The 18,845-nt window shown below is 58.6% G+C and carries 19 protein-coding genes; 10 read left to right on the top strand and 9 right to left on the bottom strand.

Features of this window, described 5'->3' with window-relative positions; genetic code table 11:
• Positions 1-9: 9 nt before the first annotated feature.
• Positions 10-540, bottom strand: a complete 531-nt coding sequence (locus JAO32_RS02385; protein WP_334237110.1) for an inorganic diphosphatase — start codon at positions 538-540, stop codon at positions 10-12.
• A gap of 174 nt (positions 541-714) precedes the next feature.
• Here JAO32_RS02385 and purS point away from each other — a divergent pair, with 174 nt between their 5' ends.
• Positions 715-960 (top strand): phosphoribosylformylglycinamidine synthase subunit PurS, encoded by a 246-nt coding sequence (gene purS / locus JAO32_RS02380; protein WP_047494718.1) that lies wholly within the window; start codon positions 715-717, stop codon positions 958-960.
• 74 nt (positions 961-1,034) lie between these two features.
• Here purS and frr read toward each other — a convergent pair whose 3' ends face one another.
• On the bottom strand, positions 1,035-1,619 hold the full coding sequence (gene frr / locus JAO32_RS02375; RefSeq protein ID WP_083346246.1) for a ribosome recycling factor: 585 nt from the start codon (positions 1,617-1,619) through the stop codon (positions 1,035-1,037).
• Between the two features lie 205 nt (positions 1,620-1,824).
• Between frr and JAO32_RS02370 the strand changes: the two genes are divergently transcribed.
• A complete protein-coding gene (locus JAO32_RS02370) occupies positions 1,825-3,411 on the top strand; it encodes an arylsulfatase (protein ID WP_334237103.1) in 1,587 nt (528 codons plus the stop codon).
• Between the two features lie 172 nt (positions 3,412-3,583).
• Entirely contained in the window at positions 3,584-3,931 is a 348-nt protein-coding gene (locus JAO32_RS02365; protein ID WP_334237101.1) for a hypothetical protein, read from the top strand.
• Between the two features lie 12 nt (positions 3,932-3,943).
• On the opposite strand, the gene JAO32_RS02360 is transcribed toward JAO32_RS02365, so the two are convergent.
• Positions 3,944-4,585: a flavin reductase family protein gene (locus JAO32_RS02360; protein ID WP_334237100.1), complete on the bottom strand. Its 642-nt coding sequence runs from the start codon at positions 4,583-4,585 to the stop codon at positions 3,944-3,946.
• A 14-nt stretch (positions 4,586-4,599) separates the two neighbouring features.
• Here JAO32_RS02360 and JAO32_RS02355 point away from each other — a divergent pair, with 14 nt between their 5' ends.
• Positions 4,600-5,490, top strand: coding sequence for a TIGR03435 family protein (locus JAO32_RS02355; RefSeq protein WP_334237098.1), 891 nt, complete (start codon positions 4,600-4,602; stop codon positions 5,488-5,490).
• Between the two features lie 43 nt (positions 5,491-5,533).
• Complete coding sequence (alr, locus tag JAO32_RS02350; RefSeq protein WP_334237097.1) at positions 5,534-6,778, top strand: alanine racemase; 1,245 nt, start codon at positions 5,534-5,536, stop codon at positions 6,776-6,778.
• On the opposite strand, the gene JAO32_RS02345 is transcribed toward alr, so the two are convergent.
• The 6 genes from JAO32_RS02345 to JAO32_RS02320 form a co-directional block, all read right to left on the bottom strand.
• The gene (locus tag JAO32_RS02345) at positions 6,744-8,078 is read right to left on the bottom strand and encodes a carboxypeptidase-like regulatory domain-containing protein (RefSeq protein WP_334237095.1); all 1,335 of its coding nucleotides are present in this window, start codon (positions 8,076-8,078) and stop codon (positions 6,744-6,746) included. The two genes, alr and JAO32_RS02345, sit on opposite strands and share 35 nt — an antisense overlap.
• 64 nt (positions 8,079-8,142) lie before the next feature.
• Positions 8,143-9,492 carry a phosphoglucosamine mutase gene (glmM, locus tag JAO32_RS02340; protein ID WP_334237093.1) on the bottom strand — a complete coding sequence of 450 codons (1,350 nt, stop codon included), beginning with the start codon at positions 9,490-9,492 and terminating at the stop codon, positions 8,143-8,145.
• 62 nt (positions 9,493-9,554) lie between these two features.
• Positions 9,555-11,114 carry an exodeoxyribonuclease VII large subunit gene (xseA, locus tag JAO32_RS02335; protein WP_334237091.1) on the bottom strand — a complete coding sequence of 520 codons (1,560 nt, stop codon included), beginning with the start codon at positions 11,112-11,114 and terminating at the stop codon, positions 9,555-9,557.
• Positions 11,115-11,139: 25 nt separating this feature from the next.
• Positions 11,140-11,886: a tetratricopeptide repeat protein gene (locus JAO32_RS02330; protein WP_334237089.1), complete on the bottom strand. Its 747-nt coding sequence runs from the start codon at positions 11,884-11,886 to the stop codon at positions 11,140-11,142.
• A gap of 94 nt (positions 11,887-11,980) precedes the next feature.
• The gene (locus tag JAO32_RS02325; protein ID WP_334237088.1) at positions 11,981-12,811 is read right to left on the bottom strand and encodes a hypothetical protein; all 831 of its coding nucleotides are present in this window, start codon (positions 12,809-12,811) and stop codon (positions 11,981-11,983) included.
• Positions 12,804-14,162 carry a multicopper oxidase family protein gene (locus tag JAO32_RS02320; protein ID WP_334237087.1) on the bottom strand — a complete coding sequence of 453 codons (1,359 nt, stop codon included), beginning with the start codon at positions 14,160-14,162 and terminating at the stop codon, positions 12,804-12,806. The genes JAO32_RS02325 and JAO32_RS02320 overlap by 8 nt, the downstream gene beginning before the upstream one ends.
• 249 nt (positions 14,163-14,411) lie before the next feature.
• Between JAO32_RS02320 and JAO32_RS02315 the strand changes: the two genes are divergently transcribed.
• From JAO32_RS02315 to JAO32_RS02295, 5 genes are all read left to right on the top strand, one after another.
• Positions 14,412-14,846, top strand: a complete 435-nt coding sequence (locus JAO32_RS02315; RefSeq protein WP_334237085.1) for a hypothetical protein — start codon at positions 14,412-14,414, stop codon at positions 14,844-14,846.
• Positions 14,847-15,002: 156 nt separating this feature from the next.
• Complete coding sequence (locus JAO32_RS02310; RefSeq protein ID WP_334237083.1) at positions 15,003-16,142, top strand: lactonase family protein; 1,140 nt, start codon at positions 15,003-15,005, stop codon at positions 16,140-16,142.
• A gap of 24 nt (positions 16,143-16,166) precedes the next feature.
• Complete coding sequence (locus JAO32_RS02305) at positions 16,167-16,433, top strand: hypothetical protein (RefSeq protein ID WP_334237081.1); 267 nt, start codon at positions 16,167-16,169, stop codon at positions 16,431-16,433.
• A 26-nt stretch (positions 16,434-16,459) separates the two neighbouring features.
• A complete protein-coding gene (locus JAO32_RS02300) occupies positions 16,460-17,617 on the top strand; it encodes a lactonase family protein (RefSeq protein ID WP_334237079.1) in 1,158 nt (385 codons plus the stop codon).
• A 31-nt stretch (positions 17,618-17,648) separates the two neighbouring features.
• Complete coding sequence (locus tag JAO32_RS02295) at positions 17,649-18,695, top strand: lactonase family protein (RefSeq protein ID WP_334237077.1); 1,047 nt, start codon at positions 17,649-17,651, stop codon at positions 18,693-18,695.
• The last annotated feature ends 150 nt before the right edge of the window (positions 18,696-18,845 follow it).

Here is an 18,845-nt window from a genome sequence, read left to right as displayed (position 1 = left end):
CCTTTGGTCTTACTTCGCGTTCTTGTCCGCGTAAGCCTTGATGGACTTCTCAATGACTTCGTGTGCGTAATCGACCGGCTTCCAGCCTTCGATCTTCACCGTCTTGCCCTCAAGATCCTTGTACGTAGAGAAGAAGTGGACGATCTCCTTCAGCTTGTGCGGATGAATCTGCTCATAGCTGGTGATGTCAAAGAAGCGGGGGTTCGCGCAGCCCACAGCAAGAATCTTCTCGTCGCCTTCGCCGCCGTCAATCATTTCCATCAGGCCGATTGGGCGCACTTCCTGCAGGCAGCCAGGGAAGCTGGGCTCATCCACCAGCACCAACACGTCCAGCGGATCGCCGTCATCGCCCAGCGTGGAGGGCAGGAAGCCGTAATCGCCGGGGTAATGCACCGGGCTGTACAGATTGCGGTCCAGCCGGAAGACTTCCAGTTGCTTGTCGTACTCAAACTTCATGCGGCCCTGGTAAGGGATTTCAATCACCGCGTTTACGACTTCCGGCGCTTTGGCGCCAACTGGCAACTTCAAATAGTTCGGCATAAGGCTCTTTCGGGTCTCTTTGTCGAGAAGGTGTGGTTGCCGGGGAACAATACGCCCCGGGGAGGAGCTTCGGCAACTCCAGAACAGTGTACCCGCCAGCCTACATATCCTCCAAGCCGGTCATTCCTCAGGGGCCGGGACGCGTCAGGAGGCCGAAATCGCTATAATCCGGGCATGCGCGCCCATGTTTACGTCACGTTGAAGACCACGGTTCTCGATGCCCAGGGGCAGACGATTGCCAATGCCCTCCGCCGCCTGCACCATCCGCAGGTGGAGTCCGTCCGCCAGGGCAAATACTTTGTCCTGACCCTGGCTGACAGCCTGACCGGCGACGCCGCAAAGGCCGAGGTGGAGCGCATTGCCAATGAAGTGCTGACCAACCCCGTGATTGAGGAATACACCTACCGGCTGGAAGAATAGCTGCGGGAAGTGATGAAAAAGGCCGTTATCTCTGAGAGATAACGGCCTTTCTGCTGCTTGGAACTGGCGACGGATCAGACCGTCATCAGTTCCTTTTCCTTTACCTTGAACATGTCGTCCAACTGCTTGATCTGCGCGTCGGTCATCTGCTGGATCTCTTCCGTGGCGCGCTTTTCATCGTCGGCGCTGATGAGTTTGTCCTTGGCGGACTTCTTCACGCTGTCGTTCCCGTCGCGGCGGATGTTGCGGATGGCCGTCTTGTGGTCTTCCAGGATGCCGGAAAGCTGCTTCACGGCATCGCGACGACGCTCTTCCGTCATGGGTGGAATCGGCACGCGGATGATCTTGCCGTCGTGCATGGGGTTAAAGCCCTGACCGCTGGTGCGGATGGCCTTTTCAATCAGGCCTACCGTACCCACATCGAACGGCTGCACCACAATCTGCTGCGGTTCCGGCGCGGACAACTGCGCCAGCTGGTTGATGGGCATTTCGCTGCCGTAATAATCCACGCGGATGTTGTCCAGCATATGCACGCTGGCGCGACCGGTGCGTACTGCCAGCAGGTTGGTGCGGAAATCTTCCACAGCCTTGGTCATGCGGGTGCTGAGCTGTCCGTGCAGATCTTTCAGCGCGGGGATATTTGCCATCTGAGATGCCATCGTTTTGTTCCTCTACGGCGCGATGTGCGCAACGGGGTTGATTTTATCGGATGCGCGCATTTGCTGCTCCGGGAACGAACTGTCAGAACTGGCAGTTTTGGCGGATGCAGGGTCGGCCTACTGTACGAACCAGAATCACGAGGGTGTGCCTGCAGGGCGTAACTGCACAACCCCATGACCAAAGACAAGCGAATGGAGATGGTTTATGGACCGATTCCGCAGATGCGCTATCGTCACTATCTGCACCCTGATCGTCGCTGCCCTGGCATTCTCGCAGGCGGCGTCGGCGCAGGCCAAAAAACCAAACATCCTCGTCATCTTCGGCGATGACGTTGGACAAACAAATATCAGTGCCTATGGCCTTGGCGTGGTTGGCTATGAGACACCCAACATTGACCGCATCGCCAAGGAAGGCATCAAGTTTACCGACTATTACGCGGAGAATAGCTGCACCGCGGGACGTTCGAGCTTTATCACCGGACAGTCGCCAAAGCGAACAGGATTGTCCAAGGTCGGACTTCCTGGAGCAACTGCCGGCATCCAGCCGAGAGACATTACGATTGCACAGGCGTTGAAGCCTCTCGGTTACGCGACTGCGCAATTTGGTAAGAACCATCTGGGAGACCGGGATGAGTTTCTGCCTACCAACCACGGCTTCGACGAGTTCTACGGCAATCTGTATCACCTGAACGCCGAGGAAGAGCCAGAGCGGCCATACTGGAACTCAATCAATGAGGTCGACCCGAACTTCAAGAAGATTTACTCGCCGCGTGGCGTGATCCATAGCTATGCGGATGGCAAGATTGAGGACACCGGTCCGCTGACTGCCAAGCGCATGGAGACGACGGACGAGGACTTTGAGCAGGCCGCCGAAACCTTCATCAAAAAGCAGGTTGCCGCCGACAAGCCGTTCTTCACATGGATGTGCTTCACGCACATGCACGTGTACACCCACGTTACCGATGCGGAACGCGGACAGAGCGGCATGCCGGGCAATGAATATGCCGACGCCATGGTGCAGCACGACAAGGACGTAGGCAAACTGCTGGACCTGCTGGACCAGTTGAAGATTTCTGACAACACCATCGTGGTGTACACAACAGATAACGGGCCTAACCAGTTCTCATGGCCCGATGCAGCCACGACACCGTTCCGCAGCGAAAAGGACTCTAACTGGGAAGGCGCGTTCCGTGTTCCAGCGCTTGCGCGTTGGCCCGGACACATCAAGGCTGGATCGATCTCTCGCGAGATGTTTTCAGGAATGGACTGGTTCCCCACGCTGCTTGCAGCAGCAGGCGACACCAACATTAAGGAGACACTCCTGAAGGGCGGCAGTATTGGCGGTAAAACCTTCAAGGTCCATCTGGATGGATATAACCAACTTCCTTACCTGACTGGACAACAACCGCACAGTGCACGACACGAATTCCACTATTTCGACGACGACGGTGACATGGTGGCATCACGTATCGACGACTGGAAGTTCGTGTGGTGTGAACAGCGCGCGCCGGGTGGATTCGCCGTATGGAACAATCCCCTGACGTGCCTGCGAGCCCCCAAAATCTACAACCTGCGAATGGATCCGTACGAGCGGGCCGACATTGTCTCTGACCAGTACTACGACTGGACGACGAAGAACGCATACCTTTCTGCCTATGGCATCAGCAAGGCTGCTGCGTTCCTTCAGACATTTGTCGACTATCCGCCGAGTCAGATCCCGGCAAGCTTCACGATCGATCAGATCGAGAAGAGTGTAGACGAACAGTCCAAAGCAAAGATGCGTAAGCCATAACAACAACTGCGAGAGAAAAAGGCGGCTGCACGGTTCGCGACACGGTGTCGGAATCCAGGGAGTTTAAAAAACGAACGGAACATTCTGGCGGACTTCATCCGTATTGCATCCAGCATGCGATACGGATGTCACCCGGTTGCATGTTTCGTTTGCTCCACGGAGGAAAGACCCCATGTACACCCGAATTGCAGCCGCCTTTCTTTGCGCCCTTTCGACCGCAGCCCTGGCGCAGGCTCCCAGCGTGAGCGGACAGTGGAACGTCCACATTGATGTGATGGGCAACGAACGCGACTTCTCCTGCAAATGGACGCAGGAAGACAAGAAACTGAACGGCGGCTGCAGCGACATGACGGAATTTTCCGGCTCCGTGGATGGCAGCAACGTCACCTGGCAGGCCAAGGGCGATCAGGCATCGCTGAAATTCAACGGAAAGCTGAATGGCGACGGCACCATCACCGGCACCGTGAATGTCATTGAATACAGCGTGGACGGCGAATTCAAAGCCACCCCAGTGAAGTAACGGCGTCCAAAGCTACTTCTGCGGAAAGTCCTTCCAGGCAATACGCGTAATGGTGAAGGTATCGCGGGTTCGCATGTAGTCCCCTGCCCCACCCATACGACCAATGAGGTCCAGCTTCGCGTTGTCGATGTAAAGCTTCTCCTCGTTCGAAAACACGTCGCGGCGAATGTGCAAACGTTCGCCGCGCGCGATCAACACAGTGGACGACCCGCCTGTTTCAATCCACTGGAATGTCCGGCATTCAATAGACACCGGCGAGGCCGCAATGCGCGGCGGCAGCACCGTTTCGCTGGGCGCAATCTCCAGTCCTGCAATCACCAGCTCATCCAACCCGCGCGGCGCGTTCGTAGCCGTAATGTTCATGGCCTCTGCCAGTTCTTCCGAGACAAGGTTGATGACCAATTCGCCGGAAGCGCGGATGTTCGCCAGCGTATCTTTGCCCTCGCGGTCCGGCGCCGCTGAAAACCCCACGCAGAACAACGGCGGATCGGAGCTGATCACATTGAAAAACGAGAACGGCGCTGCATTCGCCCGGCCTTCCTGATCCAGCGTAGTAATCCATGCAATAGGCCGCGGCGTGACGGTAGAAGCCAGCAGCTTGTACGTGTCAGAAAGTGGAAGCGTGGTCAGGTCAAAACTGCGATGCGTGCTCATGGATGCCTTATTGGATGCAATCGGCGCCTGCACCGAATCACCTCGGTTCGTCCTGCAAAGGAACATCGGCAGAGATCGCACGTATACCCGGTATGAAGAAAACTCTGTCTCGTATCCGGCGTTGGGCCTCGCCTGTCATGCTCACATCCTCGCTGATGTTCTGCAGCATTGTTCCTTCCGCTGCACTCGGACAGAAGCCGATGCCCGCAAATGCTGATCCCGACTGGGAAGTCGCATCCGTGAAAGCCACCGACCCCACTGAAACGCGCGGCCAACACATCAACATGGATGGCAGGCGTGTGCTACTGCTGGGAAGCACCGTGCAACAACTTCTGCTGATTGGCTATGGCATGCAAAAGGTGCAGATCGCCAATTTGCCGGGATGGGCCGAGACACAGCGCTGGGACGTGGCCGGCGTCCCGGACACGGAAGGTGCTCCCAGCCTGACGCAGGTGCAGACGCTGATGCGGAAGATTCTGGCGGAGCGCTTCGGGCTGCAACTGCACCACGAACAGCGGGAGATGCCGGTGTTCGCGTTGACCGTGGCAAAGGGTGGCTCGAAGATGATCGAAAACACGAGTAAGCCCGATGGTCCGATGGACCAGAGAAACAGCCAGGCGGCCGGGCTTCGCGTGGAGAATCTCACGAACACGGCCATGTCCGAGCTTGTGCTGATCCTGCAGTTCCACGTGAACCGCCCCATCGTGGACCAGACAGGGCTGAAGGGACGTTACGACCTGAAGCTGGAATGGGCGCCGGACGATGCTCCACCCAGTGACGCTGCAGACGCACCGCCGGGCCTGTTCACGGCGATCCAGTCGCAAGCCGGGCTGAAGTTGCAGCCTGTAAAGGCACCCGCGGACACGCTGGTGATCGACGCAATCTCGAAGCCGAAGCCAGACTGACCTGTACTGTGCATTCGCAGAACGTTAGCATCAGAGCAGCCGTATGCGATCTGTACTTCCCAGCCACACGCGCCCCATCTGGGCGGAAATCTCTGCGTCGCGCCTTGTCGCCAACTACCGAGCACTGCAGGCCGCCGCGGGGCCGCAAGTGGAAATGCTGGCCGTCATCAAAGCAAATGCCTATGGTCACGGAGCCACAGAGTGCGCTCCGATTCTCGCCGCTGCCGGTGCGAAATGGCTTGGTGTGACCTCCGTGGAAGAAGGCGTTGCTGTGCGCCAGTCGCTGGGCATTCTGCCGCAGGGCATGCCGCAACCACGACTGCTGGTGATGTGCAGCCTGTGGTTTGGTGAAGAAGCCAAAGTTCTTGACTACGCTCTTACGCCAGTCGTCTGGGAGACTTATCATCTCGACCTGCTGGAAGCAGAAGCGAAACGCCGTGGGCTTCCGGCGCAATCACTCGCGGTACATGTGGAGATTGATACAGGCATGTCGCGGCAGGGCGTGGCTCCCGGTGCGCTGTTGGAGCAATTGCTGTCGCGATTCATTGCGGACTCACCGTTGCTGCTGGATGGCGTGATGACGCATCTTGCATCCACGGAAATCGCCGACGACCCGCAAGACCGCCGCCAGATGCGCGACTTCACGCTTGCGTTGGAACAAGTAGCCGCAGCAGGACTGAAGCCTGCATACGTCCATGCGGGCAATACATCAGCTACCGATAGCGGTTACATGCCCGCAGCGATTCCTTCGTTAGCAACCATGCTGGGAGCGCAGGCAATGACACGCGCAGGCCTTGCGCTGTACGGCTACACGCTGCCGTTGGAACTCTGCATGGAAGGTGGATTCCCTGAAGCGCACGTTGGCTGTTCGCTGCACCCGGTGATGACGTGGAAGACGCGTGTGGTGAGTCTGCGCGACATTGCCGCAGGGACAACCATCGGCTACAACTCGACTTTCGTTGCGACCAGGCCGATGCGGTTGGCTTTACTGCCCGTGGGTTACGCAGATGGCTTCCGACGTGGGCTTTCATCTTCTACCGAAGATGCCGGTGGATTTGTATTGCTGCATGGCATGCGCGCGGCAATTCTGGGCCGCGTGTCCATGGACCTGACCGTGGTGGACGTGACACATCTTCCACAAACCACGATCGGTGATGAGGTAGTGCTGGTGGGCAGCATGGGCGCTGAATTTGTAGGAGCCAACGAACAGGCGCGTATCGCGGGCACCAGCGTCTATGAAGTCCTGTGCGGCATTAGCGACCGGGTTCCGCGGATGGTGGTGGCGTAGCCTTCGGTTCATCCGCAGCAGGCTTTTCCACGGCATCCAGGCCAAAGTGGACACCCGTATTGTCGGCGTCGCCCAGCATCACATCCTGCTCGGCGTGCGCGTAGCTCTTCTGCACATCCACATCCGGGATGGAAACGCCCAGGAAAGCAGCTTTGCTCTCCTTGTAAGTGGCGTCGCCTGCGTCGTTCAGTGTGAGCGTATAAGTGGTATTGCCCGGTAACGCTTCAAATACAAAGCTACCGTCACTCTGCACCATGGCGCGGCCATGGATCTGCGGATCGGCTTTGGTGGAAAGCGTGACCGTCCCCTTGTTCAGAGCATGACCGTCACTGTTCGCCGTCACCTTGCCGGAGAGGGTGTGCAGACTTTTCATAGGAACCACCATGTCCGCCATGCTTTCCTCTTCGCCTTGGCGGACCCTGAGTACCTTCGCCTCAGAAGGATGAAGCACGTTTCCCGAATACACCGCGATGCGTATGCCGGAACCGCTTCGGGTGGCATTGCGTGCAACCGTACCGCTGCCTAGGGCTCCCATGTCAACCCGAAGCGTGTACTGACCGTCGGTCAATCCCGTAATGCGATAGTTGCCCCGATCGTCGGTCACGGAGACGGGCTGGCCCATCTCCTCTGCGGCCTGCCGCTGCAGTGATGGGGACAGCGCAGCGTTCACCTCAAAGTTTGTTCCAACGCGCAGGGCCCACACATTCCATCCCACGGCAGGCGATCCATCGTCATACACCACGCGACCATTCAGAGCGGCGCCGCGCTGCAAACGCAGGTTCAGCGTCTGACTCTCTGCGTCACTCCCGATGCGCACCGTGGGCAACGCCGCAATCTGGGAACGTACCTCAGGGTCAGAGCTTTGAAAATCTTCCGGTGAAAACTGCGCGTACGGATCAACATACCCGGGCACAAGCGCATGCACGTAATAGGTTCCCGGCTTCAAATCCGTAGCACGATACGTGCCGTCCATCCCGGCATTGGTAGCATTCAGCATCGAGGCTACGGCATCCAGTTGGCGCGCGGCCTGTGCCTGCTGCTTCTTTTGTTCTTCGTTGGGCGGTGTGTACAGCTTGCCGTTCTTCTTTGCGGATTGCTGCCCTAGCTTCTGCATCTGCTGCAGAAAGTCCTCGCCAGCATGACTGGGTTCCACGGCCGTGATGAATACCCGCGCAAAACGCGCCGGACGCCCGGTATCTTCGCAGAAGACAGTACCGGAAAGGGTTGCGCCGGATGTTTGCTGCTGGGCTGCCATGGGCGCAGAGAGAAGCAGTATGAGTGCAGGTGCGAAGATTCGCATGGGAAGGTATCAGTAGCTCCGTCCCTGCACTCTACTTCAGCTTTGCGATTTTTCAAGAAAGAAATTACACGCCAAGTTCGCTGCGAATGGCGGATGCAATCGCTTCGGCATGATGCTTCATGGCCTCTTCTTCTTCGGCTTCAATCATCACGCGTGCCAGCGCCTCTGTGCCGCTGTAACGGATCACCACGCGCCCCGTATCGGCAAGTGCGTTTTCCGCATCGCGGATCTTTTCCGCAACAGACGGAATGCCCTCCAGCGGCTTCTTTTCGCGCACCTTTACATTCACGATGACCTGCGGAAAAGTCTTCAGGTCTTCCGTCAGTTTGGCTAACGAACTTCCACTGCGATGCACAATATCCAGCAGCAACAGCGCTGTCAGCAGACCGTCCCCCGTGGTGGATCTGCCTGTAAAGAGGATGTGACCGCTCTGTTCCCCGCCCAGCGATGCGCCGGTCTTCTTCATCTGCTCCAGCACATACTTATCGCCCACAGGCGCACGCAGCATGCGGATGCCGCTGCGCTTCAACGCCGCTTCCAATCCCATGTTGCTCATCGTCGTGGCAACAACGGTGTTGTCATGCAACAATCCACGCTCTTGCAAATCACGTGCCGCCAACAGCATTACCGCATCGCCATTGATCACGCGGCCGTTTTCGTCAGCAAACATGGCACGGTCTGCATCGCCATCAAACGTGATGCCGATGTCCGCCTTGTCTTCCAGCACATACTTCGCCACAACCTCGGGCTTGGTCGCGCCGCAGTCGACGTTAATGTTGCGACCATCAGGGCTGGCATTGCGAATGCGAACCTCGCCTCCAAGTCCGGCGAACAACTGCGCAGCAACGGAGGATGCCGCGCCATTCGCACAATCAACGACGAGACGCTTGCCATCCAGCGAGAGCCCTGGCACAGCCGCCAGCAGCGAACGCACATACTCCGCACGATCCGACTCTTCTACGGCTGGTGCAGCAGTGTGAATCGTGGAGTGGTTCGAGTTGGACTCCAACTGGCGAAAGATCTCTTCCTCAATAGCAAGCTCTGTTTCATCCGGGAGCTTGTAGCCATCCGGGCCGAAGACCTTAATGCCGTTGTCCTGCCAGGGATTGTGCGAAGCAGAGATGACTACACCCGCGGCAAAGCCATGCGCACGCGTGAGAAACGCCACGGCAGGCGTGGTGATAACACCCGCGGACTCCACCACGGCGCCACCATCGCGCAGTCCTTCGGTGATGGCTGCGGCTATCCATTCGCTGGACTCGCGCGTGTCCATGCCAAGAATGACCTTCGGCTGCACGCCTGGCGCAGCAATATGGTGCGCCAGTGCAACGCCAACGGCGTGGATGGTGCGAGGGTCGAGAGGGGCCTGTCCTGCAACGGCGCGAATGCCGTCTGTTCCGAAGAGCTTTCTCATTCGTATGTCATTCCTGCCGTATCTATTCTAGGCGCGGGATTTGCGAAAACCTGCCGAAAATCTTAAGGATTACGCCCGTTAACGATGGCGCGGACGGTTCCGTGCGCCACCTGAGCCGTAATCGTGTCGCCCTCGTGCACATTGGACGCATCACGAAGAAGCGTACCGTCTTCGCGATATACCAGCGCGTAACCGCGTTCCAGGATGGCCGTAGGCGAAAGTGCGTACAAACGCGCCTCTGCACGGTCCAACCGCTGCCGGGAGCGCTCTGCAAGCCCCGCCGCCGTGCGTTCCAGACGCTGCTGCAAATGCTGTTGTCGCGCCACCGCGAGCAACACGCGGCGATGGACGTCCTGCCGATGCAAACGATCCGATAGCTGCCGAAGCTGTGTGGAACGCGTTTGCAGAAGCCTCTGCGAAAGCGTCTCCAGCCGAAAACGCGCACTGTCTACTCGTTGATGACGCCGGTTAATGCTGTCACGCAAGCGCGCAAATGCGCCCTCCGCAGACGCACGCAGAAAACGCTGCCGCGCGTGCATCTGCTGGAAACGGACAGCCCGCAGCAGACGCGCTTCCAGGGACTGCACGCGCTCCTCAATGCGATGCTGCGCCGCAGTCACAATCTCCGCAGCGGCAGAAGGCGTGGGAGCGCGCAGATCGGCAACGAAATCGGCAATGGTGAAGTCGGTCTCGTGACCAATCGCAGACACCACGGGAATGTCGCTGCTGGCAATAGCACGCGCCAGTGCCTCGTCGTTGAATCCGCTCAGGTCTTCTGCAGAACCGCCACCGCGGGCAATGACGATCACATCCACGCGATGCGCTTCCGGTGCGTCATTGAAATACCGCAGACCGCGCATGACATCTGCAGCGCACGTCGGCCCCTGCACAGTCGCTGGAAACACTAACAGATTCAACCGTGCATGACGTCGCCGCACTACCGTGGCAATGTCGCGCAGCACCGCACCCTGCGTGCTGGTGATGACGCCTACGGTGCGTGGGAACGGCGGCAGCGGACGCCTGCGATCTTCATCAAACAGCCCTTCCGCACGCAGCTTCGCCTTCAACTGCTCAAAGGCAAGCTGCAAAGCGCCTGCGCCGCGCGGTTCCAGCGAATTGGCAATCAACTGCAACTGGCCGCGGCTTTCAAACACGCTGACACGCCCACGCGCCAGCACACTCAGACCGTCCGATGGCTTGAACTTCAGCAGCGCAGCTTCGCGGCGAAACAACACCACCGGCAACTGCGCATCGCCGTCTTTCAAGGTGAAATACAAATGACCCGAGGGCGCGGGGCGGCAGTTGGAGATTTCACCCTCCACCCACACATCCGCATATTCGCGCTCCACGCGAAAGCGCAATGCAGAAACCAGTTCCGCCACAGACCAAAACCTGCGTTCCGGAGTCTTCACCTCTTCCGGTTCGAGGAGTGTCTCCGGCTCATCGGTTTGGGCAACGACTTCTTCCTCAGGCTCGGCAAAGAGCAGTCCAAACTGCCCCAGCCGATCCGCCACCGGAGGCTTTGCCGCAGACGGCGATGGCGGCTCCTTTGACCTTCCGGCGCTGGAGCGTCGACGAATCAACTCTGCCAGTGTTGCCGGTGGTTTCTCGGGAGCCGCCATGCGGTGTTCCTTTTTACGGTGTAACTTAGCGTGCTGCGGGGCCGTTCAGCTTTTCGCTGGCCACTTCGGCAGCGGCGCTCTTTGGGTCCTTGTCCTTGATCTCCGCGTAAATCTTCTTCGCGTCAGCGGACTTGCCATCGGAGTCGTACATCTCTGCAAGCTGCAACTTCGCCAGACCAGCGGGGACCACATTCGAAGGCTTCGCGATGATGCGGTTGTACTCTGCCACAGCGTCGCTGGTGCGGCCCGTCTGGTGGTAAAGACCGGCCAGCGCCAATCCCGACAGGTTCGAGATGTCGCGGTTCCAGCTTCCAGCGGATTTCTTCAGCAGCTCCTCGGCGGTGCTGTTCTGGCCCGTCTGCAGCGCGGTCAGGCCTTCCAGATACAGCGCATTGCGTCCCGCATCGGTCATGCCGTAGGTGTCGGCAATCGCTTTGAATTCAACATTCGCGGCCTTCGCACGCTCATCCGTGGAGCCAAAGCTGCGCATGCTGGCGGGAACCGGGTTCTCCGCAGAACGGATCGGCGCCGCGTAAGTCTGCATGGCAGCGGAAAGCTGATCCGCAGCCACAGCCGAGCGGTGGTTGTACACCAGAATGCCCGCCACCACAGCAATGACAACAACCACCACAGCGATGGCCAGGTTCAGTGCAAGCTTGCGGTCATTGGCAATCCGGTCAAAGAATGCCGTGCTGCTGGAGTTGGTGTTTACAGCCAGCGGACCATGGTGAACGGGCAGCGGCGAGGTGCGGGTGCGGGTGGGTGTGTCCAAGAGTCTGAATCCTTTGGCATGCGGCGGCCCTCTCCGGAGCCGGAACGCGAATCGGTCGGCGCAACAGCACCAAAGGTAAGGTTAGCAGACTGCCCTACTCAACCTCAGACGGCTTCTTCCAGGAAAACCGGCGACCAAGGATGAACTTCACAATAAGGTGGTCCGTGGCTGCCGTAGCGCCGAGTCCCGCGCCAAAGTTGATCTCCCATTTCGGCGACACGTTCAGATCCGTCACCAGGAAGATCTGTTGCTGCTGATTGTGCAGAGTGTCGAATCGCCACAGGCGTCCGTAATCCGCGTAATATTCCGGTCCAATGCTGATTGCACGGTTCACGTCGTAGCTGACCTTTACTCCCGGCGCAAACCCCAGCCCCTGATTCACATCCGGTCCGTGCCATGTACGTTCCAGCGCCGGATTCACCGCGAAATACCAGCGGCCCACCGACTTATCGAGAATCGGTCGGATCTCCCATGTCCACGTATCCGGGGAGTAGACCGCGCGTTGATAACCAACTTCCGTGGACAGGCTGACACCGATAGGCCAATGCCAGCCATCCGGCACACGAACGCGCGGACGAATGTGGTCGCCCACCCACTGCAGGCCATGTCCGTCCTGCTCGCTGGTGAAGATGTAAAACCCCACCTCCGACCAGTCGTTCAGCCCCTGCGTAATCTCTATGGTTTCGTGCTGCTGATGGTTGGTGGGGTAAACGCCCTGCAACTCATACCGCTGGCCCTTTGCAGTGAAATTCGAGTGCAGTTCCACCATGGTGTTGCCACGAGGCACCGTGTCCGAGCCATAGACCTGGATCTCGTAATTCCCCTGGGCCATGACGTTATGCGCGGCACACAGTCCAGCCATCGCCATTGCCATCAGCAACCAGCCACGCACGTTCATCCGCCAGTGTGCTGTTCTCTCAGGCATAGCGAAACACCATCATGAAACCCATATCCATGTGGTTTTGCTGGTGACAATGCAGCAGCGAGAGGCCGGGATTGGACGCGGTAAATTCCACCGCTGTCTCTGCTCCGGCGGGCACCAGCACCGTGTCTTTCATGACACCGCGCGTTCGCTTCCCGCCAGCCAATTCCCTCAACTCAAATGTGTGACGATGCAGATGCATTGGGTGGTCGTCCATGCTCTTGTTCTGAAAGAACAGACGGTAGCGACGTCCCTGCACCAGCACAGGCATGTCGGTATCGGGATACGACTTGCCGTTGATCATCCAACGTTCCTGCGCGCCGTGCCCTTTGAAACGGCTCTCAAGAACGAGTGGTATCTCTTCTACTTCTGAGGAAGCCGCCGCGTCGGGGTCTGCGGCTCCGAACTGCGCATAATCCCACTCCAGCGACGCAGGTTGCAGCCACGCGGGTTTCTTCGAGCTTCCGGCATATTCAATGACCGCGCCCATGCCAGAAGCCTGAATGTGTTTGCGCACCTCGCCCAGCACCCACACGCCGGGATGATCCATCTCAACCCAGGCGGAAACACGCTCCGCAGGCGCAAGCCGGAGCATCGCAGCGGAAGAAGGCGTGGCGACCGGATTGCCGTCCAGCGCAATGACATGAAACGTATGCCCTGCCAGCGCGACCCAGTGAACCTCAGTGGGCGATGAGTTCAGGATGTGGAACAGAACACGCTGCCCCTGCTTTACGCGGATGGGTTCGCCATAGCCGAGCATCCGGCCGTTCACCGTGCTGATGTCATACGTGGGATTCATGGAACCGTCGTCGCCGCCGGTCAGATATCCGTTCCAGTCATGCAGCGCCAGGAAATGTTCCGCGTCATAGTTGCCCGGCTCATTCGCCGATTCCACGTAGAGGAATCCGTGCTGGCCGCTGTACTGTGCCTTCCTCAAATCGTTCCCGGCAAAGGTATGCGTGTGATACCAGCGAAACCCCGCCGGTTGCGGTGTCATCTGGAACTGCACCGTGGCGCCCGGCGCCACCATGGGCGTTCCCTCTTCCATAGCGCCGTCAATCGCAGGGGGAAGGTGCAGGCCGTGCCAATGCACAATCTCCTCAGACTTGGTGCGATTCACCATGCGAATCGTGCTGGCTCGCCCTTCGCGTAGGCGCAGCAGTGGCCCGGGAACCTGGCCGTTGTATCCCACGGTGCGCACAATATGCTTCGGCGAAGCCTCCACGGTGCAGGCATCAATGGTGACCGTGTAATCCGGTGTTTCCTGCGCATGGGAATCCAGCGCCCCCAGACACACAGCCGCACCCGTGGCCATCATGAATTCGCGCCGATTCCATCTGCGAGGTTGCGTCAAGAAGCTCCTTCAGATCAGACAGCGGTGAGGGAGCTGTTCTGGTTCTCTCGCTACGCTAACCCGCACCCCATCGGACGCTTCCAGTCCGAGAAGGCCCTTTTTTGCCAAATTCTTTGTTTCAGGCCGCCAGATGAATGAGATGTCATCTATATGTCATTTATCTCGGCAATCCGGGCCGCCACAGCTTGCCCATCGGGGTAGGAATCCTTAGTCTGGAAGGGAGCACCCGCTGCGAGAGGACCCCTGCTGATGTACGAGGATTTCACCGTCGAAGACAAGTGGACCGGAGAAAAGTTGCACTGCGTCTGGAAGGGCACGGTTGTCGCCATTGCCACGCGCCATGCGGACGCCACGGACATTCGCTTTGACGTCAGCGGACGCCCGGTATGGATTGCGATGCCGAACGTTGCCTGGGTGCAGATGAAGCGCGCCACTGGCTTCGTCATTACCGATTACGCCGCAGCGCAGGCTGCAGGCAAGTATCTGAAGACCATCATCCAGAACGGCTACGACAACGGCCGCGAGATGTACACCATGACGGTGGACGAAGTACTGACCAACGTGAAAGCTGTCGTCAACGAAGCCGGATCGACAGCAAAACTGCCTGCACTGCCGGTGATCGATGACAACATCAAGCCGGAAGAGTACGCCGGACATCTGCCCGCGGATGGCGGCGCTCTGTAAATCGCTTTCTGAATTCAGTGGATACGGAAGGAGCGCCTTGGCGCTCCTTCACTGTTTGCTATGCCTGTCATTCTGAGCGAAGCGAAGAATGACAGAGCAAACCTGGCAAACGGCCCAAGAGCGTATGCTGGTGGCGCATCCCCGGAGCTGCCCGCAATGAATCGTCGACACTTCGCCTTTGGCCTGCCTGCTACTGCCTTTGCCTTACGCTCATTTGCCATCCAGCCCGCGCTGTCGCTCCATCGCAAAGCCGCTTTCATCGGCACCACGGGCAAGGAAGCGCAGGGCATCTTTCAGACGTCGTTCGACGCGAAGACCGGCACCTTTGCACCACCGGATATGGCCGCAAAGCTTCCCGGCAACGACTCCATGACGCTGAACCCGCGCCAGCGCAATCGCCTTTACAGCACAACCGTGGTGAATGGCATTGCAGCCGTGCAGGGATTCGAAATCACCGGCAATGCAGAACAGCCTCTGCGCCCCATCAATCAGCAGACTGCCAAGGGCAGCATCCCAAACTTTGTTTCCATTGACCCCAGTGGACGCATGGCAATGGTGGCCGACTGGGGCAGCGGCGACGTGAGCACCTATCGCATTGATCGCAACGGCGAACTCTCGCCGTATGTTGAGCACATTGAATACGGCGCGGACCACCACGGACCACAGCCTGCGCAACCGCACAGCCGTAGCCACTCCATTCTGACCGCACCCGGTGGCCGCTTTGTGCTGGTGAACGACTTTGGGTGCGACCGCATTTACGTCTATGCATTCAACGCGGAGACAGCAAAGCTTACGCCGCACGATCCCCCGTTCTACACAGCAGCGCCCGGCTCTGCGCCGCGGCATCTTGTGTTTCATCCCAATGGCAAGTGGATTTACTGCAACAACGAACTCAGCAATACGGTGGACCTGCTGGATTGGGACGCGAAGCGCGGCACGTTGAAGTTCCGCGAAAGCGTGAGTACCCTTCCGCTAGACGCGCCGCCAAAATGCCGCACCGCAGACATGGCGCTGTCAGCGGACAGTCGCTTTCTTTACTGCAGCGTGCGCACGCTGGAAAGCTTCGTCACGTATGCGGTACAGCCGGACGGAACCCTGCGGCGCATCCAGTTCCTGCCGTCGCAAGGCGTGGAGAACCGCTGCATCACGCTGGACTCCACTGGACGCTGGCTGATTGCAGCGAACCAGCGAAGCAACGATGTGTCTGTCTTGCCGCGCGATCCCAAGACCGGCTTGCTGAGCGCGCAGGTGAGCAGCATCAAGCTGCCGGGTGCATGCTATGTTCTTTGGGCTTAGCAGGAATGCACTACCATCTCTCTCATGTTCGTACGCCAGATTGCGCTGCATGTAGTGCATGAAGACGGCACCACCTGTCCTGTCCCCCTGAAAGGACTGGATAGCTTCGCCATGCGCAACTTCACCAACGACGCGATATTTGACGACACGCTTCCGCTCGCTGATGGCCTGATGGAAGCAGGATTGCGCGTGCCACTGGATCTACTGCACGACCGCATGGAGGACTGGCTGCGCCGCAAGGGCTATCTTGGTAAGGACGAAAAACTGCGTGTGAGCGAAGTGTCTGAATGAGGCTTCGCTGAAAAGGAGTGAAGCGGGTGCAGACACGGCGTGAGTTTCTGGCGGGATCAGTAGCAGTGGGCGCAAGCATGATGTTGCGTGGCGCGGCAGCACAGGCAAAAGGACAGCGGTTGTTCATTGGCACCGCCAACACCGCGCGCGATGGCTCTGGTATTGCGCCCGGCATCTTCGCCGCACAGTTTGTCGATGGCAAACTTACCCAGCCGGAGTTGGTCGCAAAGATCGACAGTCCCGGATTTCTTGCCACTGCGAAGGGCATGCTTTTCGCGCAAGCTACAGCGCCCAATGCGGCAGGCAAGCGCGTCTCCGTGGCGGTGAGTTATCGCATCGGCAGCGGCCATGCTATCTCCGAGATCGGCCGTGCGTTTTCGCAGGATGGTGGCGGATGCCACATTGGCGTATCGAAAGATGCGCGTGCAGCTTTCATTGCGAACTACGGCCCCGGCAACGTTTCGTCGTTCCTGGTGGATGCGACCGGCAAGCTGAGCGAAGCAAGCTTCATCCAATTCCCTGCCAGCGAACATGGGCCAGACAAAGACCGACAGATGAGCGCGCATGCTCATTCCGCACTCACGTCGCCAGATGGTGATTTTGTTTTCGTGAATGACCTGGGCTGCGATCGCATCCACGTCTTCCGTCTCGATCACGCAACAGCAAAACTGCTGCCGCACAAGCCAGACCACTGGGAAGGCACGGCAGGCGCGGGTCCGCGCCATCTTGCGTTTCACCCCAATGGCAAGTGGATCTACAACATCAACGAAATGGGATCGAGCGTGGACCAGCTTTTGTGGAATCCAACGCACGGTGTGCTGACCACCAAGGGAACATGGAGCACGATTCCGAACGGCGCACCGGGCAAAGACCAGTCGCGCTCGTGCGAGATGTGTTTCTCGAAAGACTTCCGCTTCCTGTACGCATCCAACCGCATCCACGAAAGCTTCGCTGTCTTTGCGATTGATCCTGCAACCGGCAACTTGAAGTTGATCCAGGAACGCATGAACCCCGGCCACGAATCGCGCCACATGGCCATTGACGCCAGCGGCAAGTGGTTCCTGAGCGCCAACCAGTTCTCCGGCGACATTTCTGTCTTCCCTGTCGACACCGCGACAGGAAAACTGGGCGAGCGCACATCGCAGGTGCAGATTGCCGGGCCAAGCTGCCTGCTGTTTGCCTGAAAAAATCGCATCATAAGAAGCAGGAGAAGCAATGAGTCAGGAACGTGTTTTCATTGGCACCAGCAGCGGTGGCCGCGGCATTTATACAGCATCCTTCGATACGGAGCGCGGTCTGCTGACCGAACCGGAACGGGTTTCCGATGTGCCCAAGCCAAGCTGGCTGCGTTTTGCCGAAAATGGCAGCCTGCTGACCACATCACAGCCATCGGGTGATGGCGCTTTTGGTGAAGTCATCGCCTTTGCAGTAAACGCCGATGGCAAACTCACGCAGCAGAGCAGCGCCTCTACCGGCGGCCAGAACGCCGTAGCTTTCGACGAGCGGGATGGTGTCGTCGTCGCCGCGAATTACATCAGCGGATCGGCTGCATCGTTTCAGCTTTCGCTCGGCGGACTGCTGACACCGGAGACACTGGCGAATTTTGATGCCGCAGAACACGGCCCCGATCCGAAGCGCCAGGACCACAGCTACGCGCATGATGCCACGTTCTCGCCCTGCGGCAACTTCGTCTTCATCAACGACCTTGGCTGTGACCGCATCCGCATCCTGAAGGTGGATCGGCCCAGCGGCAAGCTGAGCGCACACGGCGCATGGCTTGCTACACCCGGCGATGGTCCGCGTCACGTTGCCGTCCATCCCAACGGCGTGTGGGTCTACAACATCAACGAAATAGGATGCACCATTGACCAGCTTGCATGGGATGCCACCGCGGGCACGCTGACGACACTGTCCACCGTGCGCACATTGCCGCCCGGTGTGTCGAAGGTGGACGTTCGTGCCTGCGAAATCGTCTTCGGCAAGGATCTGCGTTTCCTCTACGCCTCCAACCGCGTGCATGAAGACTTTGTGGTGTACGCCATTCACCCGGAAACCGGCGGACTGCTGGAAGTGCAGCGCATGGCCAACCCAGGCAAGGAATCGCGCCACATTGCCATTGATCCCACAGGTCGCTGGTTCCTGAGTGCCAACCAGTTCACCGAAGAAGTGCTGGTGTTCCCCATTGATGAAGCCACGGGATTCCTGCAACCGACAGTCTCCGGCGCAGCAGTGAAATCGCCAAGCTGCATCTTGTTCGGTTAATAATTCCGCCGTATAACCCGTCATTCTGAGCGAAGCGAAGGATCCCGGCGGCGCAGGCAGCAACGAAATAGTTGAAATTTCTCAAGAAAGAATCCCGAAGCATTCTCAGTGATTGAGAGTGCTTCGGGATTCTTCGCTTCGCTCAGAATG

Origin of the sequence: Terriglobus sp. ADX1 (assembly GCF_036877645.1) — a bacterium.
Taxonomy (GTDB): domain Bacteria; phylum Acidobacteriota; class Terriglobia; order Terriglobales; family Acidobacteriaceae; genus Terriglobus.
This window is presented reverse-complemented; position numbering and strand designations above follow the sequence as displayed.

Excerpts from the sequence above, each read along its gene's own strand:
- alr (WP_334237097.1), top strand. The coding sequence starts at position 5,534 with ATGCGATCTGTACTTCCCAGCCACACGCGCCCCATCTGGGCGGAAATC.
- JAO32_RS02385 (WP_334237110.1), bottom strand. The coding sequence starts at position 540 with ATGCCGAACTATTTGAAGTTGCCAGTTGGCGCCAAAGCGCCGGAAGTC.
- glmM (WP_334237093.1), bottom strand. The coding sequence starts at position 9,492 with ATGAGAAAGCTCTTCGGAACAGACGGCATTCGCGCCGTTGCAGGACAG.
- JAO32_RS02325 (WP_334237088.1), bottom strand. The coding sequence starts at position 12,811 with ATGCCTGAGAGAACAGCACACTGGCGGATGAACGTGCGTGGCTGGTTG.
- JAO32_RS02370 (WP_334237103.1), top strand. The coding sequence starts at position 1,825 with ATGGACCGATTCCGCAGATGCGCTATCGTCACTATCTGCACCCTGATC.
- xseA (WP_334237091.1), bottom strand. The coding sequence starts at position 11,114 with ATGGCGGCTCCCGAGAAACCACCGGCAACACTGGCAGAGTTGATTCGT.
- purS (WP_047494718.1), top strand. The coding sequence starts at position 715 with ATGCGCGCCCATGTTTACGTCACGTTGAAGACCACGGTTCTCGATGCC.
- frr (WP_083346246.1), bottom strand. The coding sequence starts at position 1,619 with ATGGCATCTCAGATGGCAAATATCCCCGCGCTGAAAGATCTGCACGGA.
- JAO32_RS02355 (WP_334237098.1), top strand. The coding sequence starts at position 4,600 with ATGCAATCGGCGCCTGCACCGAATCACCTCGGTTCGTCCTGCAAAGGA.
- JAO32_RS02345 (WP_334237095.1), bottom strand. The coding sequence starts at position 8,078 with ATGCGAATCTTCGCACCTGCACTCATACTGCTTCTCTCTGCGCCCATG.
- JAO32_RS02295 (WP_334237077.1), top strand. The coding sequence starts at position 17,649 with ATGAGTCAGGAACGTGTTTTCATTGGCACCAGCAGCGGTGGCCGCGGC.
- JAO32_RS02305 (WP_334237081.1), top strand. The coding sequence starts at position 16,167 with ATGTTCGTACGCCAGATTGCGCTGCATGTAGTGCATGAAGACGGCACC.
- JAO32_RS02365 (WP_334237101.1), top strand. The coding sequence starts at position 3,584 with ATGTACACCCGAATTGCAGCCGCCTTTCTTTGCGCCCTTTCGACCGCA.
- JAO32_RS02310 (WP_334237083.1), top strand. The coding sequence starts at position 15,003 with ATGAATCGTCGACACTTCGCCTTTGGCCTGCCTGCTACTGCCTTTGCC.
- JAO32_RS02315 (WP_334237085.1), top strand. The coding sequence starts at position 14,412 with ATGTACGAGGATTTCACCGTCGAAGACAAGTGGACCGGAGAAAAGTTG.
- JAO32_RS02360 (WP_334237100.1), bottom strand. The coding sequence starts at position 4,585 with ATGAGCACGCATCGCAGTTTTGACCTGACCACGCTTCCACTTTCTGAC.